The following is a 16,226-nucleotide window of genomic DNA, read 5'->3' on the forward strand; positions in this document are numbered from 1 at the left end:
TTATGCCACGCGGGCGGGCCCGAGGTCGCCGTCCGTAGGCAAGGCCCCGGGCGGGACGCCGAGGCCGGGGCCGCAAAGCCGCGGTAGTTCGGGCGCGAGCCGCACCTGGCTCCCCGGCGGCATCGGATCGTCCCGCGTGAGCATGTGGGCGTCGAGGTCGGCCTCGTCGGCGAGGCGGGCCAGGGCGGCGCCAGCCGCGAGCCCGACGCGGGTCTCGATCATGCAGCCGACGAGCACCCGCAGGCCGGCCTCCCGGGCCGCGGCGATCGTCGCCAGCGCCGGCGAGATCCCGCCGCACTTCATCAACTTGACGTTGATCCCGGCGACCCGGCCGCGCAGGGCCGCCACGTCGCCCGGCCCCTGCACGTCCTCGTCGGCGTAGATCGGCAGGGGGATGTCGCGCGCGAGCGCCGCGAGGAGGTCAGGCCGACCCGCAGGCAGCGGCTGCTCGAGCTGCTCGACCCCGAGATCGACGAGCAGCGGGAGCAGGGCGCGCACGTCGTCCGCGGTCCAGCCGCCGTTGGCGTCGATCCGCAGGCGCGCCCGCGGGGCGGCGGCGGCGACCGCTCGCAGCGCCGCACGGTCGAAATCGCGGCCCTTGCCGAGCTTGATCTTGAGCACCGGCAGGTGCGCGGCCGCGGCCGCGCGGGCGGCCATCGCGTCGAGCTCGTCGAGCGCGATCGTGTAAGAGGTGACGGTCGCGCCCGATGTGGCCGAAAGGACATGTCGTTCGAGACCTGCCCGATCGAGCACGTCGGGATCGGCCAGGAGGTCGGGCAGGGGGCGGTCCGCGGCGCGGGCGGCCGCGTCCCACAGGGCGGTGTCGACGGCGCAGCGGGCGGCGGAGTGGTCGGGGGCGAGCTCGCGCATGCGCGCGCCGGCGGCCGCGATCGCGCGCGGGTCGAGGAGGATCGCCGGCGCCAGCTCGGCCGCGATCGCGGCCGCCAGCGGCGCAGCGGCGGCCGCCGACTGACCGAGGTAGCGCACGGGCGAGGCCTCGCCGAGGCCGCGGCGATCGGGGCCTTCGGGCAAGCGGCATCCGGGACCCTCCGGGTCGAGGCGCACGAGCAAGCTCGGTAGTTCGCTCACGGTGCCGCGCGACAGGCCGAACGGATGGCGCAGGCGGAGCGTGACGAGGGCGGCGCGCAGGTCCATGCGGCTCCACGGTGTACCACCGCCGACGCGGCATTGTATGGTGGCCCCGCATGTCCGTTCGCCGCCCCGGAGGCTCGTCCAGCGCCGCGCTCGAGCGGCTGTTCGACCGCGACTCGCCGCTCTCCTATGAGGAGCGGCTCGAGGCCCTGATCAAGGCGGCGCTGCCGGACCGGATCCAGCGGCTGTCGTTCGGCGCCGAGCTGGCGCGCGGAGGCATGGGCGCGGTGCGGCTGGCGTTCGACGAGGTGCTGCAGCGGCGGATGGCCGCCAAGACCATGCACGCCAAGACCTACGAGCACCTGATCCTGGTGCACGGGTTCTTGCGCGAGGCCCAGGTGACCGGCCAGCTCGACCACCCCAACATCGTGCCGATCCACGAGCTCGGGCGCGACGAGCAGGGTCAGCTGTACTTCACGATGAAGCTGGTCGAGGGCCAGAGCCTCAAGGCGCTGATCGGCGGCGAGGCGGCGACCGACCACGAGCGGCTGTTCCACCGCCTCGAGATCTTCGTCAAGGTGTGCGACGCGCTGTCGTTCGCGCACAGCCGCGGGGTGATCCACTGCGACATCAAGTCGGCCAACGTGATGGTCGGCGCCTACGGCCAGGTCTACCTGATGGACTGGGGCGGGGCGCAGCTGCTGCCGCTTCGGTCCGGTGACGACGAGGCCCAGTGGGTCCGCGACGCCCTGCCGCCGCTGCCGCCGTCGGAGACCGACGGGCTGGTGTTCGGCACGCCTTCGTACATGTCGCCCGAGCAGGCCAACAGCCAGCCGCTCGACGAGCGCGCCGACGTGTTCTCGATGGGGGCGCTGCTCTACGAGATGATGGCGGGCCGGCCGCCGTACACCGCGCGCACCGCCATGGACGCGCTGATCATGGCCCGCGAGGCCAAGTTCGCCCCGCCCGACACACACGTGTCGGTGCCGTTCCCGCGCGAGCTGGTGCGCATCGTGACCCGGGCGCTGCGCCGCGATCCCGACGACCGCTACCCGAGCGTGGCGGCGCTGCAGGCCGACATCGTCCGGCTGCTGCGCGGCAGCGGCAGCTTCCAGACGGTCCGCTTCGCCGCCGGCGAGCACGTGATCCGCGAGGGCGAGATCGGCGACGCGGCCTACATCGTCCTGGCCGGCAGGCTCGAGGTCTACAAGATCGAGGCCGGGCACCACGTGTCGCTGCGCTGGCTCGGGCCCGGCGACGTGTTCGGCGAGACCTCGATCTTCGCGGCGTCACGCCGGACCGCCAGCGTGCTGGTGGTCGAGGAGGCGACGCTGACGAAGATCACCAGCGACCTGATCGAGGAGGAGCTGACCTCGATGAAGCCGTGGATGGGCGCTTTCGTGCGCACCCTGGCGGCCCGCTTCGCCGGCGTCGAGGGCCGCACGCCGCGGGCCGAGGGCGCGCCGCGCTCGGCCCCGCCGCGCCCGGCCGTGACGGTCAGCGCGCCGACGACCTCGGGCGGCGAGAGCGTGATCATCGACATCGACGAGCCGCTCGACGACGCGCTCGACGGCAGCGACATGCACGCGACCGTGGTGGCCCGCCGCCGCTGAGCGGAGGCGGTGCTCGAGGACATGTCCCTGGGGGCATGTCTGCAGCGACATGGTCGATGTGTCATGTGCGTCACGACATGTCTGAACGGGCATGTCTTTCAAGCCATCGTGAAACGCGGCGCCCGTGCCGTGGACGCGGTCGCCCCTCCGGGCAGCGCGTCTTGGCCTCACGCGCGCGCGGGCAGGGCGTCGAGCAGCTCGGTCAGCGCGCGCGGCAGGGCAGTGAAGCGGACCACCGCGCGGCCGGGGCTGGCGGCGACGACCTTGGCGTAGGCGTCGACGCCGGGCAGGGCCGCGAGCACCAGCTTGAGGTCGGCGCGCAGCGGCAGCGGGGCGGACACCTGCAGCTCGGCGTTGTGGCGCTCGTCGTGGGCGACCAGCAGGGCCGGGACCTCCTGACCGCCGGTGTCCTTGCCCTCGAGCGCGGTGAACACCAGCGGCTGCGGCTGGGCCAGGATCCGCCACTCGGCTGTCTCTTCGGCCATGTGGATGGCGAACGGGCCGTCGACGCCGGTGACGTCGTGGATCGTGATCGGCTCGCGCACGCCCTTGGGCCGGACCTCGAAGCAGCCGCGGGTGCGCAGGCGATCGCCGAGGGCCCGCGCGGCGGACTCCGAGATCAGCACCTGACCGCCGACGGTGTAGCTCTCGATGCGCGACGTCAGGTTGACGTGGCGGCCGACCACGCCGTACTTGGCGCGGCGGTTGGAGCCGATGTTGCCGACCACGACCTCGCCGGTGTGGACGCCGATGCCCATCTCGAGCGCGGGCAGGCCGTGCGCGGCCAGGGCGGCGTTGACCTCGCCCATGGCCCGCTGCATGGCGATCGCGCAGGCGACCGCGCGCTCGGGGTGGTCGTCCTGCGGCACCGGGGCGCCGAACACCGCGAGGATGGCGTCGCCGATGAACTCGTTGATCGAGCCGCGGTACTCGCCGATCACGTCGGCCATGGCGCCGAGGTAGATGTTGAGGATCGCCACCACCTGCTCGGGGCCGAGGCCCTCGCACAGGGTCGAGAAGCCGCGCAGGTCGGAGATCAGGATCGTCAGCGTGCGCCGCTCGCCGCCGAGCTGGCGGCCCTCGGGCGAGGCGAGCAGCGTGTTGACGACCTCGTCGGTGACGTGGCGGCCGAACATCTGGCGGATGAAGGTGTTGCGCAGCTCGAGCTCGACCACCAGGGCCTCGACCTGCTCGATCTTGACGGCCAGCTGCTCCTCGATCTCGTTGGCGTGCTCGAGCGTCGAGTCGTGCAGCAGCACCAGGTCGTCGTGCTCGGCCTGCAGCGCGGCCGCGGCGGCCACGAACGCGGCGCGGGCGGCCGGGTCGGCCAGGAGCTCGGCCGCGGCCTCGGGGTCGGCGAGGGCTCGCCGCCAGCGCGCATCGTCCGTGAGCATGCGGGCGGCCGGCTCAGTCGAGCGCGATCACGATCGCGGGCAGGAACTTCTTGAGGTTGGGCAGCGACTTGCCCTGCCACGGGATGGTCGACGAGCCGTGGACCTTGATCTCCGTCTCGCCCTTCTTGCGCGCGGCGATGGCGAACTTGTAGAGCATGTTGATGCCCGAGCTGTTGAGGAACTGCAGCTCGGTCATGCGCAGGGCGAGCGTCGGGCTGGCCTGGAGCACGCCGTCGAGCAGGTCCTCGATCGGCTTGTACTCGCTGGTGCTGAGGCGGAGCACGCCCTCGAAGTGGAGCGTGCGCGCGGGCAGGTCGAACCACACGCGGTAGCCGGGGCCTTTGATGTCGGTTTCCGACCCGGTGGGTCGCGTTGTCGTGTCCGTCATGCCGATTTCACCTGTAGGCGGGCGGTGGTCTTGAGGAGCGCGTTGTCAGGATTGCCAGGCGCGGGGTCGAAGCGCCAGCCGAGCCGGGCCTTGTAGTCCGAGAGCATGGTGAGAAATCCCAGGCCCGAGGTCGTGAGCTCGGGGTTGGCGGCGTTCTCTTCGACGCGCTGCATCAGCAGGTCGGCGGGATCGCCGTCGAGCAGCTCGGCGAACTTGACCCGCAGGCCGTCGACCGTGGTGGTGGCGATCTGGTTGCTGACGACGACCACGAACTCGCCGGTCTCGACGCCGGCCTCGATGACGACGGTGCCGCCGGCGCAGAACTTGACCGCGTTCTCGATCAGCTCGTTGAGCACGTAGCCGACGCTGCCGATGAAGTCGCGCCGCTCGGCCTCCTCGGTCAGCTCGCTCTCGCTGACCTCGACGAAGTACTCGGCGAAGAAGTCGGCCGCGACGCTGCACTGGTTCCATCTGACCGGGAACGCCCCCGGGTAGAACACGAGCGTGACGCGCGGTCCTGCGTCCGTGGGCTCCCTGTACTCGCCGATGATGCCGTCCATACTCTCCGTCCGCCTCGTGCGCCTCAGCGCCGCTTGATCACCACCGTCGTGATGTCGTCGAAGACCTTCTGCGCGCCGATGAAGCGCATGACGTCGTCGACGATCGCCTGCTTGATGTCCGTCGCCGGCCGCTCGTGGGCCCGGCGCACGACCTCGCACAGGCGGTCGATGCCGTACTGCTCGCCGTGGATGTCCTCCGCCTCGGTTATGCCGTCAGTGTACAGGACGACGACATCGCCCGGCGACAGGCGCACCTCGGTGCGGGCGATGAAGGCGGCGATGTCGACCTCGATGCCCACGGGCATGCCCAGGTCGATCGTGTCGATGCGCTCGATCGAGCCGTCCTGGCGGACCACCACCGCCTCTTCGTGCTGCCCGGTGAGGCGGAGCACCCCCTGCGCGTAGTCGAGGAGGACGAGCGTGGCGGTGCGGTCGAGGCCGACCCGCTGGATGTTCTGGTAGAGGACCTTGTTGACGATGTTGAGGAAGCGCGCCGCGTCGCGCTCCTCGGCGGCCTGCAGCGTGCGCACGGCCGTCTGGATCATCAGCATCAGCACGCCGCTCTCGAGCCCGTGGCCCGTGACGTCGCCGATGCCGATCTTGACGCCGTCGCCGGCGCGCAGGACGTCGTAGTAATCGCCGCCCACCTCGTCCGCGGGGCGCATGTAGCCGGCGACGTCGAGGCCCTCGATCTCGGCCAGCTCGCGCTCGGGCGGCAGGACCATGAGCTGCAGCCGGCGGGCGACGTCGAGCTCGGCGCCGAGCCGCAGGTTCTCCTGCGCGAGCCGCTCGTTGAGCGCCATGATCTCGCGGGAGGCCCGCTGCAGCTGGGCGGTGCGCTGCTCGACCAGGCGCTCGAGGTCGTGCGTATTCGCGCGGATCTCGGCGGCCATCTGGTTGAAGGCGCGGCCGAGGGCGCCGAACTCGTCGTCGCTGCGCACGTCGACGCGGACCTCGTAGTCCTTTTGCGCGATCTTGCCGGCGCCGGCGGCGAGGTCGACCAGCGCGCCGGTCATGCGCCGCGAGACCAGGAAGATCCCCAACATCACCACCGCGAGGGCGAAGAGGGTGATGGCGATCTGGTTGAAGAGGATCCCGCGGCTGCTGGCGGCGATGGTGTCTCGCGCCTTGTGCAGCGAGGCGTAGATCTCGGCGGCGGGGACGACGAAGCCGAGAGTCCAGCGCTCGGGCACGATGTCGGCCGAGCCCGACCAGGCGTTGAACGGGGCCAGCCGCTTGAGCACGACCACGTAGTCCTGGCCGCCGATCGCGACCGGGTCGCGGTAGTCGACGGCGTCGCCGCTGGGCAGCGCGAGGGCCCGGATCGCCGGGTCGCGCGACTGGTGCAGGAACCGCTGGAAGATGTCGACGCCGCCGCCCGAGGCGCCGCGGACCTCCTGCAGGCCGAGGATGTTTTGGCCGTCGTCGCGCACGGCGAACACGTTGCCGTTGTCCTGGGCGAGGAAGGCGAAGCCCGAGCCGGCGAGCCGCAGATCCTGGACGTAGCGGATCAGCTGGCCGAGCGTGACGTCGACGCCGACGGCCCCGGCGAAGCGCGTGCGCGTGGCGTCCCACACCGGCTGGAACAGGGTCATGATCGCACCGCTGCCGCCGGCGTCGGTGTACGGCGCGGTGCCGGTCAGCTGCGTCGCGGGCTCGCGCATGCGCGCGGGATCGGCGAGCCAGCGCTTCCAGCCGTCGACGATGCCGGGGAAGTAGAAGCCCCAGAACGGGCTGTTGTTGTGGCCGGGGTAGAGCTGGTCGGCGTGGCCGGCGGCGTCGGCGTAGGGGGCGATCCGCAGGTACTCGGCGCCCTCGGGGCCGATGAAGTACATGGCCTGCTTCTCGGCCCCGTGCTGCAGCTGCGCGGGCAACAGCAGGTCGAGCAGGGCGGTCTGCGCGACGGCGGCGCGGACCTCAGGCTTGATGTCCCGAAGGCCAGGTTGATTCGGAGCAGCAGGCGCGTGCAGGTAGCCCCACACGGCCACGGCCGTCGGCTCGCCCGCGGGGGTCTGCGACCACTCGCCGCGCGCATCGTAGACGAGGGCGTCGCGCAGCGGGCCGGCCGCGGCGGCCGCGGCGGTCAGCGGCGCGAGCGCGGCCTGTTGATCGATGAGCGTCTGGGTCACCGCCGCGAGCACGCCGAGCTCGGCGCCGGCGCGGCCGCGGAGAAATTCGACGCGCTGCGCGGTGTCCTCGAGGTGGTTGGTGAGGTACTCGCGACTGGCGCGCTCGAGGCCCTTGCGGATCTCCTCCGAGGCGTCGCTGCCGAGCGAGCTGATGCCGCGCAGCGAGGCCAGCGCGGCGAGCGTCAGCCCGATGACCAGCCCGACCCCAGCGACGAGGACGAACTTGGTGCGGAACCTGGAGCCCGTGGTGGCCATGCGGTCGAGGACGAGGCGAGACGAGGCGCGTCAGCGTCCGGGTTTGCGGCCGGAGGCGACGTAGATCGGCCAGGTGGCGAAGCCGCGGCGGCTGCGGATCGCGTACACGTGATCGCGGAAGCCCATGCGCAGGCGCTCGACGACCTCGGGCGGCTGCTGCGTGGCGGTCGACAGCTCGCCGGTGACGTACTCCTCCCAGCTCTCGATCACCCGCGCGAAGTCGTCGATCGCGGTGTTGTTGTTGGTGATCGGGATCTGCTCCATGCGCACGTCCTCGAAGCCCATGTCGGTGAGCAGCGAGAACATCTTCGGCCCGAAGTTCATGTCCATGCCGAGGCTCTGGGCGATCTTCACGGCCTGCTGGTAGGTCCACGTGACCGACTCGTGGCGCGGGTAGCCGTAGTTGTGCGCCGACATCTCGTTGGTCAGGTAGACGCGACCGCCGGGCTTACAGATCCGCAGCAGCTCGCGCAGGATGCTCGACGGATCGTTGAAGATCTGCAGGGCCAGGCGCGAGGTGACGAAGTCGAAGCTGTTCGACGGCAAGAACAGGTGGGTCGCGTCGCCGAACTGGTACTCGATGTCGGTGATGCCGAAGTCGCGGGCGATCTGCTGCGCGTACTGCAAGAACGGGCGCGAGTGGTCGACGCCGACGATGTAGGTGGGCTCGAACTCCTTGTAGACGAGCACCGCGAAGTCGCCGATCCCGCAGCAGATGTCGGCGATCCGCATGTGCTTGCCGAGGCCGTGCTGGCGCAGCAGCTCGCGCTCGTGCGACCACACGATGTTGGTCTGGGTCCGCAGCACCGGCACCAGCTGATCGTTCTCGATCACGCCCTGGCCGGGATAAAACGCCTTGTCGTACTGCTCGACGATGGTGTTGCCGAAGCGCGCGCCGAGGAAGCCGAACCGCAGCGGCGCCCACGGGACCACGCTCGAGATGACGAGCTTGAGCTTGAGCGCGGGGTGACGCTCGGCGCAGGCGGCGATGAAGCGCGCGAGCTCGAGGAAGCCGGCGTGGTTGAGGTAACGCAGGCGCTTGAAGTTGAGGTAGAGGACGCCTCGCACGGCGTCGGCGGCGTGGTCGAGGCGGGCCCGCACCGGCGCGAAGTCCTCGGCGCCGGCGGGGCGCAGAGAGCCCTCGAGCGCGACCTCCTGGTCGTTCTCGCTGAAGCGGATCGTGAACGGTCGCTCGTGCTCCATGGCCGGCTCGGCTCACTCGTGCGGGACGGTCAGGACGATGACGCCGGTGCCTTCACCCTCGCGCAGCGCGAGCCCGACGCCGTGCAGCGCGACCAGCTCGAGCAGCCCGACCTCGGCCGGCGGGCGCAGGATCATCGACTCGAACTCGGCCTCGTAGCGGGCGCGCGCGTCGGTCGGCTCGGCCAGCCCGAGGTCGACCCGCAGCCGCCGGGCCAGCGCCTCGTCGGTCGGCATCGTCAGCTCAGCGATCACGTGCTCGTCGGTGCGCCCGACCTCGACCACGATCTCGCCCTCGCTCGGGCGGGCGCGGAACACGTACTCGAGCACCTCGTTGAGATAGGTCGAGAGGCGCGTGGTCAGCTGCTCGGGGTCGAAGCGATCGGAGGCGACGAAGCGCGCGATGTAATCGGCCAGCCGCTGGCAATGCGTCCAGCTGTCATATAGCCCGCGGACGCTGATCCGCAGGGTGAGGATCGGGCTCGGGCCGGACGGTGAGGGGGGCGCGGGATCGGAGGTCATGCCGGGGCGGAGGCGTGAGAGGGACCGCAGGCGCTCGCACCGGGCACGGATCGGCGCCTTGAGCCACGGTAACACGAAGCCGTCACGACCGGCCGCGAGCCGCGGACGCGGGCGAGGTTCGGGTCCGCGCACCGACGTGCGCCGGCGCAGACGGCCCGCGCGGGCGCGAAAAAAGCTCGCGGGCCGCGGGAACAAGCCCCAGGAGCCCGTGTCCGAGCCGCCACACGACCGGGGCAAGGACGATGACTACGACCAGGACGCTCGCCATCAAGGTGTTTTACGGCGATCAGCTCGTCGACACGCAGACGCTGACGCAAGACGTTATCAAAATTGGAAAACTGAAGAGTAGCCACCTCTGTCTCGATGACGAGGCTGTGGCCCGCATGCACGCCGTGATCGAGGTGTCCGGCGAAGAGGTGCGGGTGATCGATCTCGGGAGCGCGGCGGGCACCGTGCTCAACGGCCAGCGGATCGACAAGAACGCGGTGCTGCACGATGGCGACGCCTTGAACTTCGGGCCCTACCGGCTCGAGGTCGGCTTCGTCCGGCAGCAGGCCGCGGTCGCGCCGGCCCCGTCGCAGGTGGCCGCGCCCGTGGCTGTGGCGGTCGCCGCGGCGCCGATGGCCGCGCCGATGGCGACGCGGGCGCCGATCCAGATCGACCTCAGCGAGGTCGAGAATCAGGGCGGCTCGCGCGTGGCCGAGGTCGTGGCGATGTACGGCACGACGGTGCTCGACGTGCAGCACGTCGGTCAGCTGCGCAACCGCAAGTCGCAGGCGCCGATCTTCCTCGCCATCGGCGGGGCGATGCTGGTCGCTGGCGCGGCGGTGTTCTTCAGCGACGTGAACGCGGACTGGCCCGGCTACGGCAAGAAGGTCCAGGATTCGATCGAGCAGGGCACGCCGCGCCCGACCCCGCCCGGAAACGGTCTGGCGGCGATCGGCATGCTGCTGGCGATCGCGGGCCTCGTGCCGTTCAGCATGGGCCTCATCCGCACCGGCGACTACGTCAACAAGAACTTCACGATCGGCGAGGGTCACGGCGCGTCGTTCCACGTGCCGCCGGCCGGCCTGCCCGAGCCCAACGGCTTCCCGCTGGTCCGCGGCAGCGACCACGAGTTCGCGCTCAACTTCACCCAGAACATGAGCGGTGAGGTCACCTTCGACGGCCAGACGATCACGCTGCAGCAGCTGGTCGCCACCGGTCGCGCGGGCGCGCAGGGCTCGTCGTTCAGCTTCCCGCTGCCGCCCGGAGCGACGGCGCGGGTCAAGTACCAGGACGTCACCTTTTACGTGAACTCGGTCGCGCCGGGCGCGGTGATCAAGGGCGGCAGCGAGACCGACAAGCCGTTCTGGATCTACAACGGCGCCTCGTTCGTGGTCATCGGCAGCCTGCTGGTGCTCACGCACCTGATCCCCAACGAGGCCGGCAACCTCAGCCTCGACGAGATGATGGAAGAGAACCGCTTCGTCGGTTACCTCAACCAGCCCGACAAGCCGCCGGAGGAGGAGGAGCCGCCGCCGGAGGACATGGAGAACTCCGACGACGAGGCCGGCGGCACCGGTCAGCGTCACAAGGGCGAGGAGGGCAAGATGGGCAAGCCCACCTCGAAGAGCAAGTCGGGCCTCTACGCCATGAAGGGCCCCAAGGACGCCATCCCGCAGATGGCCCGTAACTTCGACCCCGACATGGCCGCGCGCCAGGCCGGCATCCTCGGGGTCATGAGCGCCGAGAGCGGCCACTTCCTCGCCTCGCCGTACGGCGGCGCGTTCGCGGTCGGCAACGACGACGCGGACGTGTGGGGCGGCCTCACCGGCACCGAGGTCGGCGAAGCGTACGGCGTCGGCGGCCTCGGCCTGGTCGGCACCGGCCGCGGCGGCGGCGGCACCGGCGAGGGCACGATCGGCCTCGGCAACACGGGCCTCATCGGCAAGGGCGGCGGCGGCGGCACGGGCTCCGGCTACGGTCGTGGCGCAGGCGCCGGCTTCGGCGGCCGCGGCACCCGCGTGCCGACGGTCCGTCAGGCCAAGGCCGAGGTCCAGGGCGCGCTCGACAAGGACATCATTCGCCGCATCGTCCGCGCGCACATCAACGAGGTCCGCTACTGCTACAACCAGGCCCTCGCGCGTGACCCCAACGCCAAGGGCCGCGTCGCCGTCCAGTTCACCATCGGCGGCACCGGCAAGGTGCCCACGGCGGTGGTCCAGGAGAGCACGTTGAAGGACCCGGCCGTCGGCTCCTGCATCGCCCAGGCGGTCAAGCGCTGGACCTTCCCCAAGCCCGAAGGCGGCGGTTCGGTCATCGTCTCGTACCCGTTCGTGCTCGAGCCGGGTTGATCGAAAGCTGTCCTGAAGGACAGCCTGTCTCGAAAGCCAGGAGGCCCGGCCACGCCGGGCCTTCGGCGTTTCACGGCGCGAGCGGGCAGGGCGGCGAGCATCATCTGGCGCGAGAGACATGTCCATGAGGACAGCCCATCACCCCCGCGCCGCGCTCCGTCGCGGCGACGAATCCGCGCCCCTCGCGATATGTCCCGAGAGACAGCCTCACCGCGAACGCGGCTGCGCGCCCCCGGCCGGACCCGCGCGAGGAACTTCTGCGCCGCGCCGAACTGCGCTATCTGTCGCCCATGCAGGCCCCTGACCCCTGGGGCGAGCGGTTGCCTCGCAAGCTCGGACTCGCCAGCACCGTCGCCGTGCTGGTCGGGTCGACGATCGGCAGCGGGATCTTCCGGACCCCGGCGGAGATCGCCGGCCACATCGACGACATGGGCCTTTTCATGGCCGCGTGGGTCGCCGGGGGCGTGGTCGCGCTGGCCGGGGCGCTGACGGTCGCCGAGCTGGCCATCCTTTATCCCCGCAGCGGAGGCGTCTACGTCTACCTGCGCGAGGCCTTCGGCAAGCTGCCGGCCTTCCTGTTCGGCTGGGCCGAGCTGCTCATCCTGCGCCCGGCCGCGTACGGCGCGATCGCGGTGACCTCGGCCGAGTACCTGCTGCGCGTGTTCGGGGTGGCCGGCGCGGAGCCGCTGCTGGGGCCGCTGTCGCGCGCGCAGGTGGTGGCGGTGGCGATGATCGCCACGGTGGCCGCGATCAACCGCCGCGGGGTCGAGTTCGGGGCGGTGGTGCAGAACGTCAGCACCGCGCTGAAGGTCGCGGCGCTGCTCGGGCTGGTCGCGCTCGGGCTCCTGCTTTCGCCGGAGGCGTCCACGGCAGTGCCCGCGGTCGCGGCGCCGGCGGGCGAGGGGGCGTTCGTGCTGGCGATGGTCGCCATCCTCTGGGCCTACGACGGCTGGTGCGACGTCGGGTTCGTCAGCGGCGAGGTCCGCGATCCACAACGCGCGCTGCCGCGCGTGTTCATCCTCGGCACCGCCGCGGTGGTCGCGCTGTATCTGGCGGCCAACCTCGTGTACCTGCGGGTGATCCCGCTCGAGCAGATGGCCGGGGCCCCGCTCGTGGCCGCGGACGTCGCCGCGGCGCTAATCGGCCCGTTCGGCACCACTCTGGTCGCCGCCGCCGTCATGATCAGCACCTTCGGGACCCTCAACGGGTCGATGATGACGGGGCCGCGGGTGTTCTACGCGATGGCGGAGGACGGGCTGTTCTTCCGCCGCCTGGCCCAGGTCCACCCGCGCCACGGCACGCCCTCGGCCAGCATCGTGCTCGGCGCGGCGCTCGGGATCGTGTTCGTCTCGGTGCGCAGCTTCGCCGAGCTGGCCGGTCAGTTCGTGATCGGGATCTGGCCGTTTTATGCCCTCAGCGTGGCCGCCGTGTTCGTCCTGCGGCGGAAGCGCCCCGACCTGCCGCGGCCGTACCGGACATTCGGCTATCCGTGGGTGCCGCTGCTGTTCCTGGCCGCCTCGGTGTTCCTGCTCGGCAACTATGCGGTCTCGCAGCCGCGAGCGTTCATCCTCGACTGTGCCGTCGTTTTGTCCGGAGTGCCCGTATTTTGGCTGTGGTCGCGTCGCGCGCCGGTCTCCGAGGCCAATGGCGGAGGAAGCGCCGGCACAGGGTGACAGAGATCTCCTCTGCGCTCAGACCTGTGAGCGCGGTGGATTGATCCGGCATTGCCGTGTCGCTCGGTCCTATCAATCGTCGAAGTTTATGTAATTTGATCTACATTTTTCTTGTCGGCGCCACGAACGCCGATTGTGACGATCGCCGCAGTTGGCCGCAAAGCCGGTCCACACGGCGGAAAATTTGGAATCGGGCTTTCATCGTCGTCGGCGTGAAGTGCGGCCGTGCGGCACCTCCGTGCTCGCCGTCTCGTCGCAGAAACCCGTGATCGCGGGGTGCGTGATTGGTTGCGCTGCGCAAGGCGCGACGATTATGGTGATGCGGTCTCAGGTGAGCTGACCTGAGGCTGCCTCTCCGGCAATGTCCTTTTCACCATGGTCGTTCGGCCAGGTTCTTTCGAGCCTGTCCGATGGCCCCAGGGGGTCTCATGTCCGCGCGTCGCATCATCGTCTCTGCTGTCTCCACCTGTCTGCTGTCTGCCTGCCAAGAGGCGGGAATCGCCGCCGAAGCCGAGCTTCGCACCGTCACCGCCGAAGACCTGACAGGGCTCGGCCCCGGCGAGGTGCTCGAGCTCGACCTGTCTGAAGGGACAGTTCGTTTCGCGATGACCGACGGCCCGATCGACTTCACCCGCGTGGCGGTGCGCAGCGGCGACGAGCGCCCGGCGCTGGTGCAGGACCTGCTGGTGCGCCACGGCGAGCGCTGGGGCGTGCGCACGGCCGGGGCGGAATTTGACTTCGCGTTCGAGCTCGACGGCGACATGGTCAAGGCCGCGACGTCGGCGGGGCAGGTGGCGACGTTCGTGTGGTCGCAGAGCCAGGCGATCGGGGCCCTGCCGCGGGTCGACCGGGTCGAGGCCGACGAGGCCGGCGTGCCGCGGTTCCTCGCTGGCGACCTCGGGCGGCTGGCCGGCAACGGCGACGTGCGAGAGTCCGCCCGCGGCTGGCTGGCCGGCATGGCGCCCGTGTTCCGCCTCACCGACGCGGCCGATCTCGAGGCGGTCCGGCACCACACCGACGCGCTCGGAGTGGTCCATGTCCGCTTCCAGCAGTTCCTCTACGACCTGCCGGTGGTCGGCGGCGAGCTGACCGTGCACGCCGATGCGGCCAGCGGTCAGGTCCACGCGGTCACCGGTCGCTTCGTGCCCGGCGAGGCGCTGCCGATCGATCCGGCGCTCGAGCCCGAGGCGACCATCGCCGCCGTCGCCGATACGCTGAGCGACGCGTGGGTCAGCCTCGAGGCGCCCGAGCTCGTCTACGTGGTGACCGAGACCGGGCCGCGCCTGGCCTGGCAAGGGGTCATCGCGTACGAGGACGAGGAGGGGCCGCAGCGCGACCTCGTGTTCGCCGACGCGGCCTCCGGCGAGCTGGTGGCCCGCCACCCGCAGATCCACCACGCCCGCAACCGCAAGGTCTACGACGCCAAGTCGGGGACCAAGCTGCCGGGCGCGCTCGCCGTCAGCGAGGGCGGCACCACCAACGATCCGGTGGCCAAGGCCGCGTACGACTTCTCGGGCATCACCTACGACTTCTTCGCCGCCAAGTTCGGCCGCGACAGCTTCAACGGCAGCGGCGCGACCATCCACTCGACGGTCCACTACTCGAAGAACTACGTCAACGCGTTCTGGAACGGCCAGCAGATGGTCTACGGCGACGGCGACGGCTACTACGCCAGCCCGTTCGCGCAGGACATGGACGTGGTCGTGCACGAGCTGACCCACGCGGTCACGCAGTACGAGGCCAGCCTCGTCTATCAGAACCAGTCGGGCGCGCTCAACGAGGCGATGTCGGACATCATGGCCGCGGCCGCCGACGCCCACCAGAACGGCGTGACCGCGAAGACTTGGCTGCTCGCCGAGACCTGTTGGACCCCGGGTGTGGCCAATGACGCGATGCGCTACATGGCCAATCCGACCAAGGACGGGCAGTCCTATGATTATTACCCGGAGCGCTACACCGGCAAGGCGGACAACGGGGGCGTCCACATCAACTCGGGCATCGCCAACCTGGCGTTCTACCTGCTGTCGCAGGGGGGCAAGCACCCGCGCAACAAGACGAGCACGCAGGTGCCGGCGCTCGGCATCGACAAGGCGGGGCAGATCTTCTACCGCGCGCTGACGAACTACCTCAACAGCAACGCGACGTTCCAGGACGCCCGTAACGCGACGGCTCAGGCCGCCACCGAGCTCTACGGGGCCGACGAGGTGGCAGCGGTGCACGCGGCGTGGACGGCGGTCGGCGTGCCGGGTGCCCCCAATGGCGGCGGTGGTGGCGGCGGCGGTCAGGACTGTTCGGGCACGCCCTTCGCGGGCAACCTGAGCGGCACCGGCGAGGAGCAGTTCCAGCCGAACGGCTCGTATTACTCCACGACCAAGACCGGGGCGCACACCGGTTGCCTGGCCGGCGCGGACGCGGCCAACTTCGACCTCTACCTCTACAAGTGGAACGGCTCGGCCTGGGCCAAGGTCGCCAAGTCGGAGGGCCCGACCAGCGAGGAGTCGATCAAGTACAACGGGGCCGCCGGCTACTACACGTGGCAGGTGGTGTCGGTCAGCGGCGCGGGCGATTACAGCTTGACGCTCAAGGCCCCGTGAGCGGGCTCGCCCGGCGGTCTGCGCGGTGCAGACCGCTGCGGCGACGAGCTGGAGGCGAGGGCGCGGCGCTCGATGTAGGCACAAAAACAGCGAGAACCAAAAGAGCGGGCACGGTCCTCATCCGTGCCCGCTCACGCCTCAACAACACACACCTCGAATTCGATCGGGCCTCCTCTCACCACGGTGACTTCGACCCGTGAAGGCCGAAGGCTGCCGGCTTATCAAGACCGAGATGCTCGGGCTTGAATCGCGGCCGGAAGCCGTGCACCGGGGTGCAGAGAGGAGGACCGACCGACGCTTTCATTCTTGTCCGTGTCACCGGTGCTTGTCAAACTCAAAAAGCGAGCACAGCAGTCGCCACATTATCGCCCGGAGCATTTTCGGGTCCGGGAGCATTTTCGGGTCTGCACATGGACGACCACGATTTCGCCCGAGGTGCTCCAGTACGGCGATTTCGACCGCGTGCGCGT

At 70.4% G+C, this 16,226-nt stretch carries 11 protein-coding genes; 4 read left to right on the forward strand and 7 right to left on the reverse strand.

Features of this window, described 5'->3' with window-relative positions; translation table 11 throughout:
• Positions 1-1,155 carry an enolase C-terminal domain-like protein gene (locus POL25_RS20920; RefSeq protein ID WP_272087891.1) on the reverse strand — a complete coding sequence of 385 codons (1,155 nt, stop codon included), beginning with the start codon at positions 1,153-1,155 and terminating at the stop codon, positions 1-3.
• A 50-nt stretch (positions 1,156-1,205) separates the two neighbouring features.
• On the opposite strand from POL25_RS20920, the gene POL25_RS20925 reads away from it, so the two are divergent.
• Positions 1,206-2,705: a protein kinase domain-containing protein gene (locus tag POL25_RS20925; protein ID WP_272087892.1), complete on the forward strand. Its 1,500-nt coding sequence runs from the start codon at positions 1,206-1,208 to the stop codon at positions 2,703-2,705.
• Between the two features lie 167 nt (positions 2,706-2,872).
• Here the strand turns inward: POL25_RS20925 and POL25_RS20930 are convergent, their stop codons facing one another.
• Genes POL25_RS20930 through POL25_RS20955 form a run of 6 tightly spaced genes read right to left on the reverse strand, consistent with a single transcriptional unit; the run spans position 2,873 to position 9,153 of the window.
• Entirely contained in the window at positions 2,873-4,099 is a 1,227-nt protein-coding gene (locus tag POL25_RS20930) for an adenylate/guanylate cyclase domain-containing protein (protein WP_272087893.1), read from the reverse strand.
• A 13-nt stretch (positions 4,100-4,112) separates the two neighbouring features.
• Positions 4,113-4,487: a slr1659 superfamily regulator gene (locus POL25_RS20935; RefSeq protein ID WP_272087894.1), complete on the reverse strand. Its 375-nt coding sequence runs from the start codon at positions 4,485-4,487 to the stop codon at positions 4,113-4,115.
• On the reverse strand, positions 4,484-5,047 hold the full coding sequence (locus POL25_RS20940; RefSeq protein WP_272087895.1) for a slr1658 superfamily regulator: 564 nt from the start codon (positions 5,045-5,047) through the stop codon (positions 4,484-4,486). Before POL25_RS20940 ends, POL25_RS20935 begins: the two co-directional genes overlap by 4 nt.
• A 23-nt stretch (positions 5,048-5,070) precedes the next feature.
• The gene (locus tag POL25_RS20945; protein WP_272087896.1) at positions 5,071-7,431 is read right to left on the reverse strand and encodes a SpoIIE family protein phosphatase; all 2,361 of its coding nucleotides are present in this window, start codon (positions 7,429-7,431) and stop codon (positions 5,071-5,073) included.
• A 30-nt stretch (positions 7,432-7,461) separates the two neighbouring features.
• Entirely contained in the window at positions 7,462-8,634 is a 1,173-nt protein-coding gene (locus tag POL25_RS20950) for a methyltransferase domain-containing protein (protein WP_272087897.1), read from the reverse strand.
• A gap of 12 nt (positions 8,635-8,646) precedes the next feature.
• Entirely contained in the window at positions 8,647-9,153 is a 507-nt protein-coding gene (locus POL25_RS20955; protein ID WP_272087898.1) for a hypothetical protein, read from the reverse strand.
• Positions 9,154-9,395: 242 nt separating this feature from the next.
• On the opposite strand from POL25_RS20955, the gene POL25_RS20960 reads away from it, so the two are divergent.
• The 3 genes from POL25_RS20960 to POL25_RS20970 all read left to right on the forward strand — a co-directional run bounded on the left by POL25_RS20960 (position 9,396) and on the right by POL25_RS20970 (position 15,756).
• On the forward strand, positions 9,396-11,489 hold the full coding sequence (locus POL25_RS20960) for an AgmX/PglI C-terminal domain-containing protein (RefSeq protein ID WP_272087899.1): 2,094 nt from the start codon (positions 9,396-9,398) through the stop codon (positions 11,487-11,489).
• A gap of 290 nt (positions 11,490-11,779) precedes the next feature.
• Positions 11,780-13,162, forward strand: coding sequence for an APC family permease (locus POL25_RS20965; RefSeq protein WP_272087900.1), 1,383 nt, complete (start codon positions 11,780-11,782; stop codon positions 13,160-13,162).
• A 428-nt stretch (positions 13,163-13,590) separates the two neighbouring features.
• The gene (locus POL25_RS20970) at positions 13,591-15,756 is read left to right on the forward strand and encodes a M4 family metallopeptidase (protein ID WP_272087901.1); all 2,166 of its coding nucleotides are present in this window, start codon (positions 13,591-13,593) and stop codon (positions 15,754-15,756) included.
• The last annotated feature ends 470 nt before the right edge of the window (positions 15,757-16,226 follow it).

The sequence above is a fragment of the Nannocystis bainbridge genome (assembly GCF_028368995.1).
Lineage (GTDB): Bacteria > Myxococcota_A > Polyangia > Nannocystales > Nannocystaceae > Nannocystis > Nannocystis bainbridge.

Bases quoted from the DNA above. Each gene is read 5' to 3' on its own strand.
- POL25_RS20965 (WP_272087900.1), top strand. From the start codon at position 11,780: ATGCAGGCCCCTGACCCCTGGGGCGAGCGGTTGCCTCGCAAGCTCGGA.
- POL25_RS20945 (WP_272087896.1), bottom strand. From the start codon at position 7,431: ATGGCCACCACGGGCTCCAGGTTCCGCACCAAGTTCGTCCTCGTCGCT.
- POL25_RS20920 (WP_272087891.1), bottom strand. From the start codon at position 1,155: ATGGACCTGCGCGCCGCCCTCGTCACGCTCCGCCTGCGCCATCCGTTC.
- POL25_RS20950 (WP_272087897.1), bottom strand. From the start codon at position 8,634: ATGGAGCACGAGCGACCGTTCACGATCCGCTTCAGCGAGAACGACCAG.
- POL25_RS20940 (WP_272087895.1), bottom strand. From the start codon at position 5,047: ATGGACGGCATCATCGGCGAGTACAGGGAGCCCACGGACGCAGGACCG.
- POL25_RS20970 (WP_272087901.1), top strand. From the start codon at position 13,591: ATGTCCGCGCGTCGCATCATCGTCTCTGCTGTCTCCACCTGTCTGCTG.
- POL25_RS20960 (WP_272087899.1), top strand. From the start codon at position 9,396: ATGACTACGACCAGGACGCTCGCCATCAAGGTGTTTTACGGCGATCAG.
- POL25_RS20930 (WP_272087893.1), bottom strand. From the start codon at position 4,099: ATGCTCACGGACGATGCGCGCTGGCGGCGAGCCCTCGCCGACCCCGAG.
- POL25_RS20955 (WP_272087898.1), bottom strand. From the start codon at position 9,153: ATGACCTCCGATCCCGCGCCCCCCTCACCGTCCGGCCCGAGCCCGATC.
- POL25_RS20935 (WP_272087894.1), bottom strand. From the start codon at position 4,487: ATGACGGACACGACAACGCGACCCACCGGGTCGGAAACCGACATCAAA.
- POL25_RS20925 (WP_272087892.1), top strand. From the start codon at position 1,206: ATGTCCGTTCGCCGCCCCGGAGGCTCGTCCAGCGCCGCGCTCGAGCGG.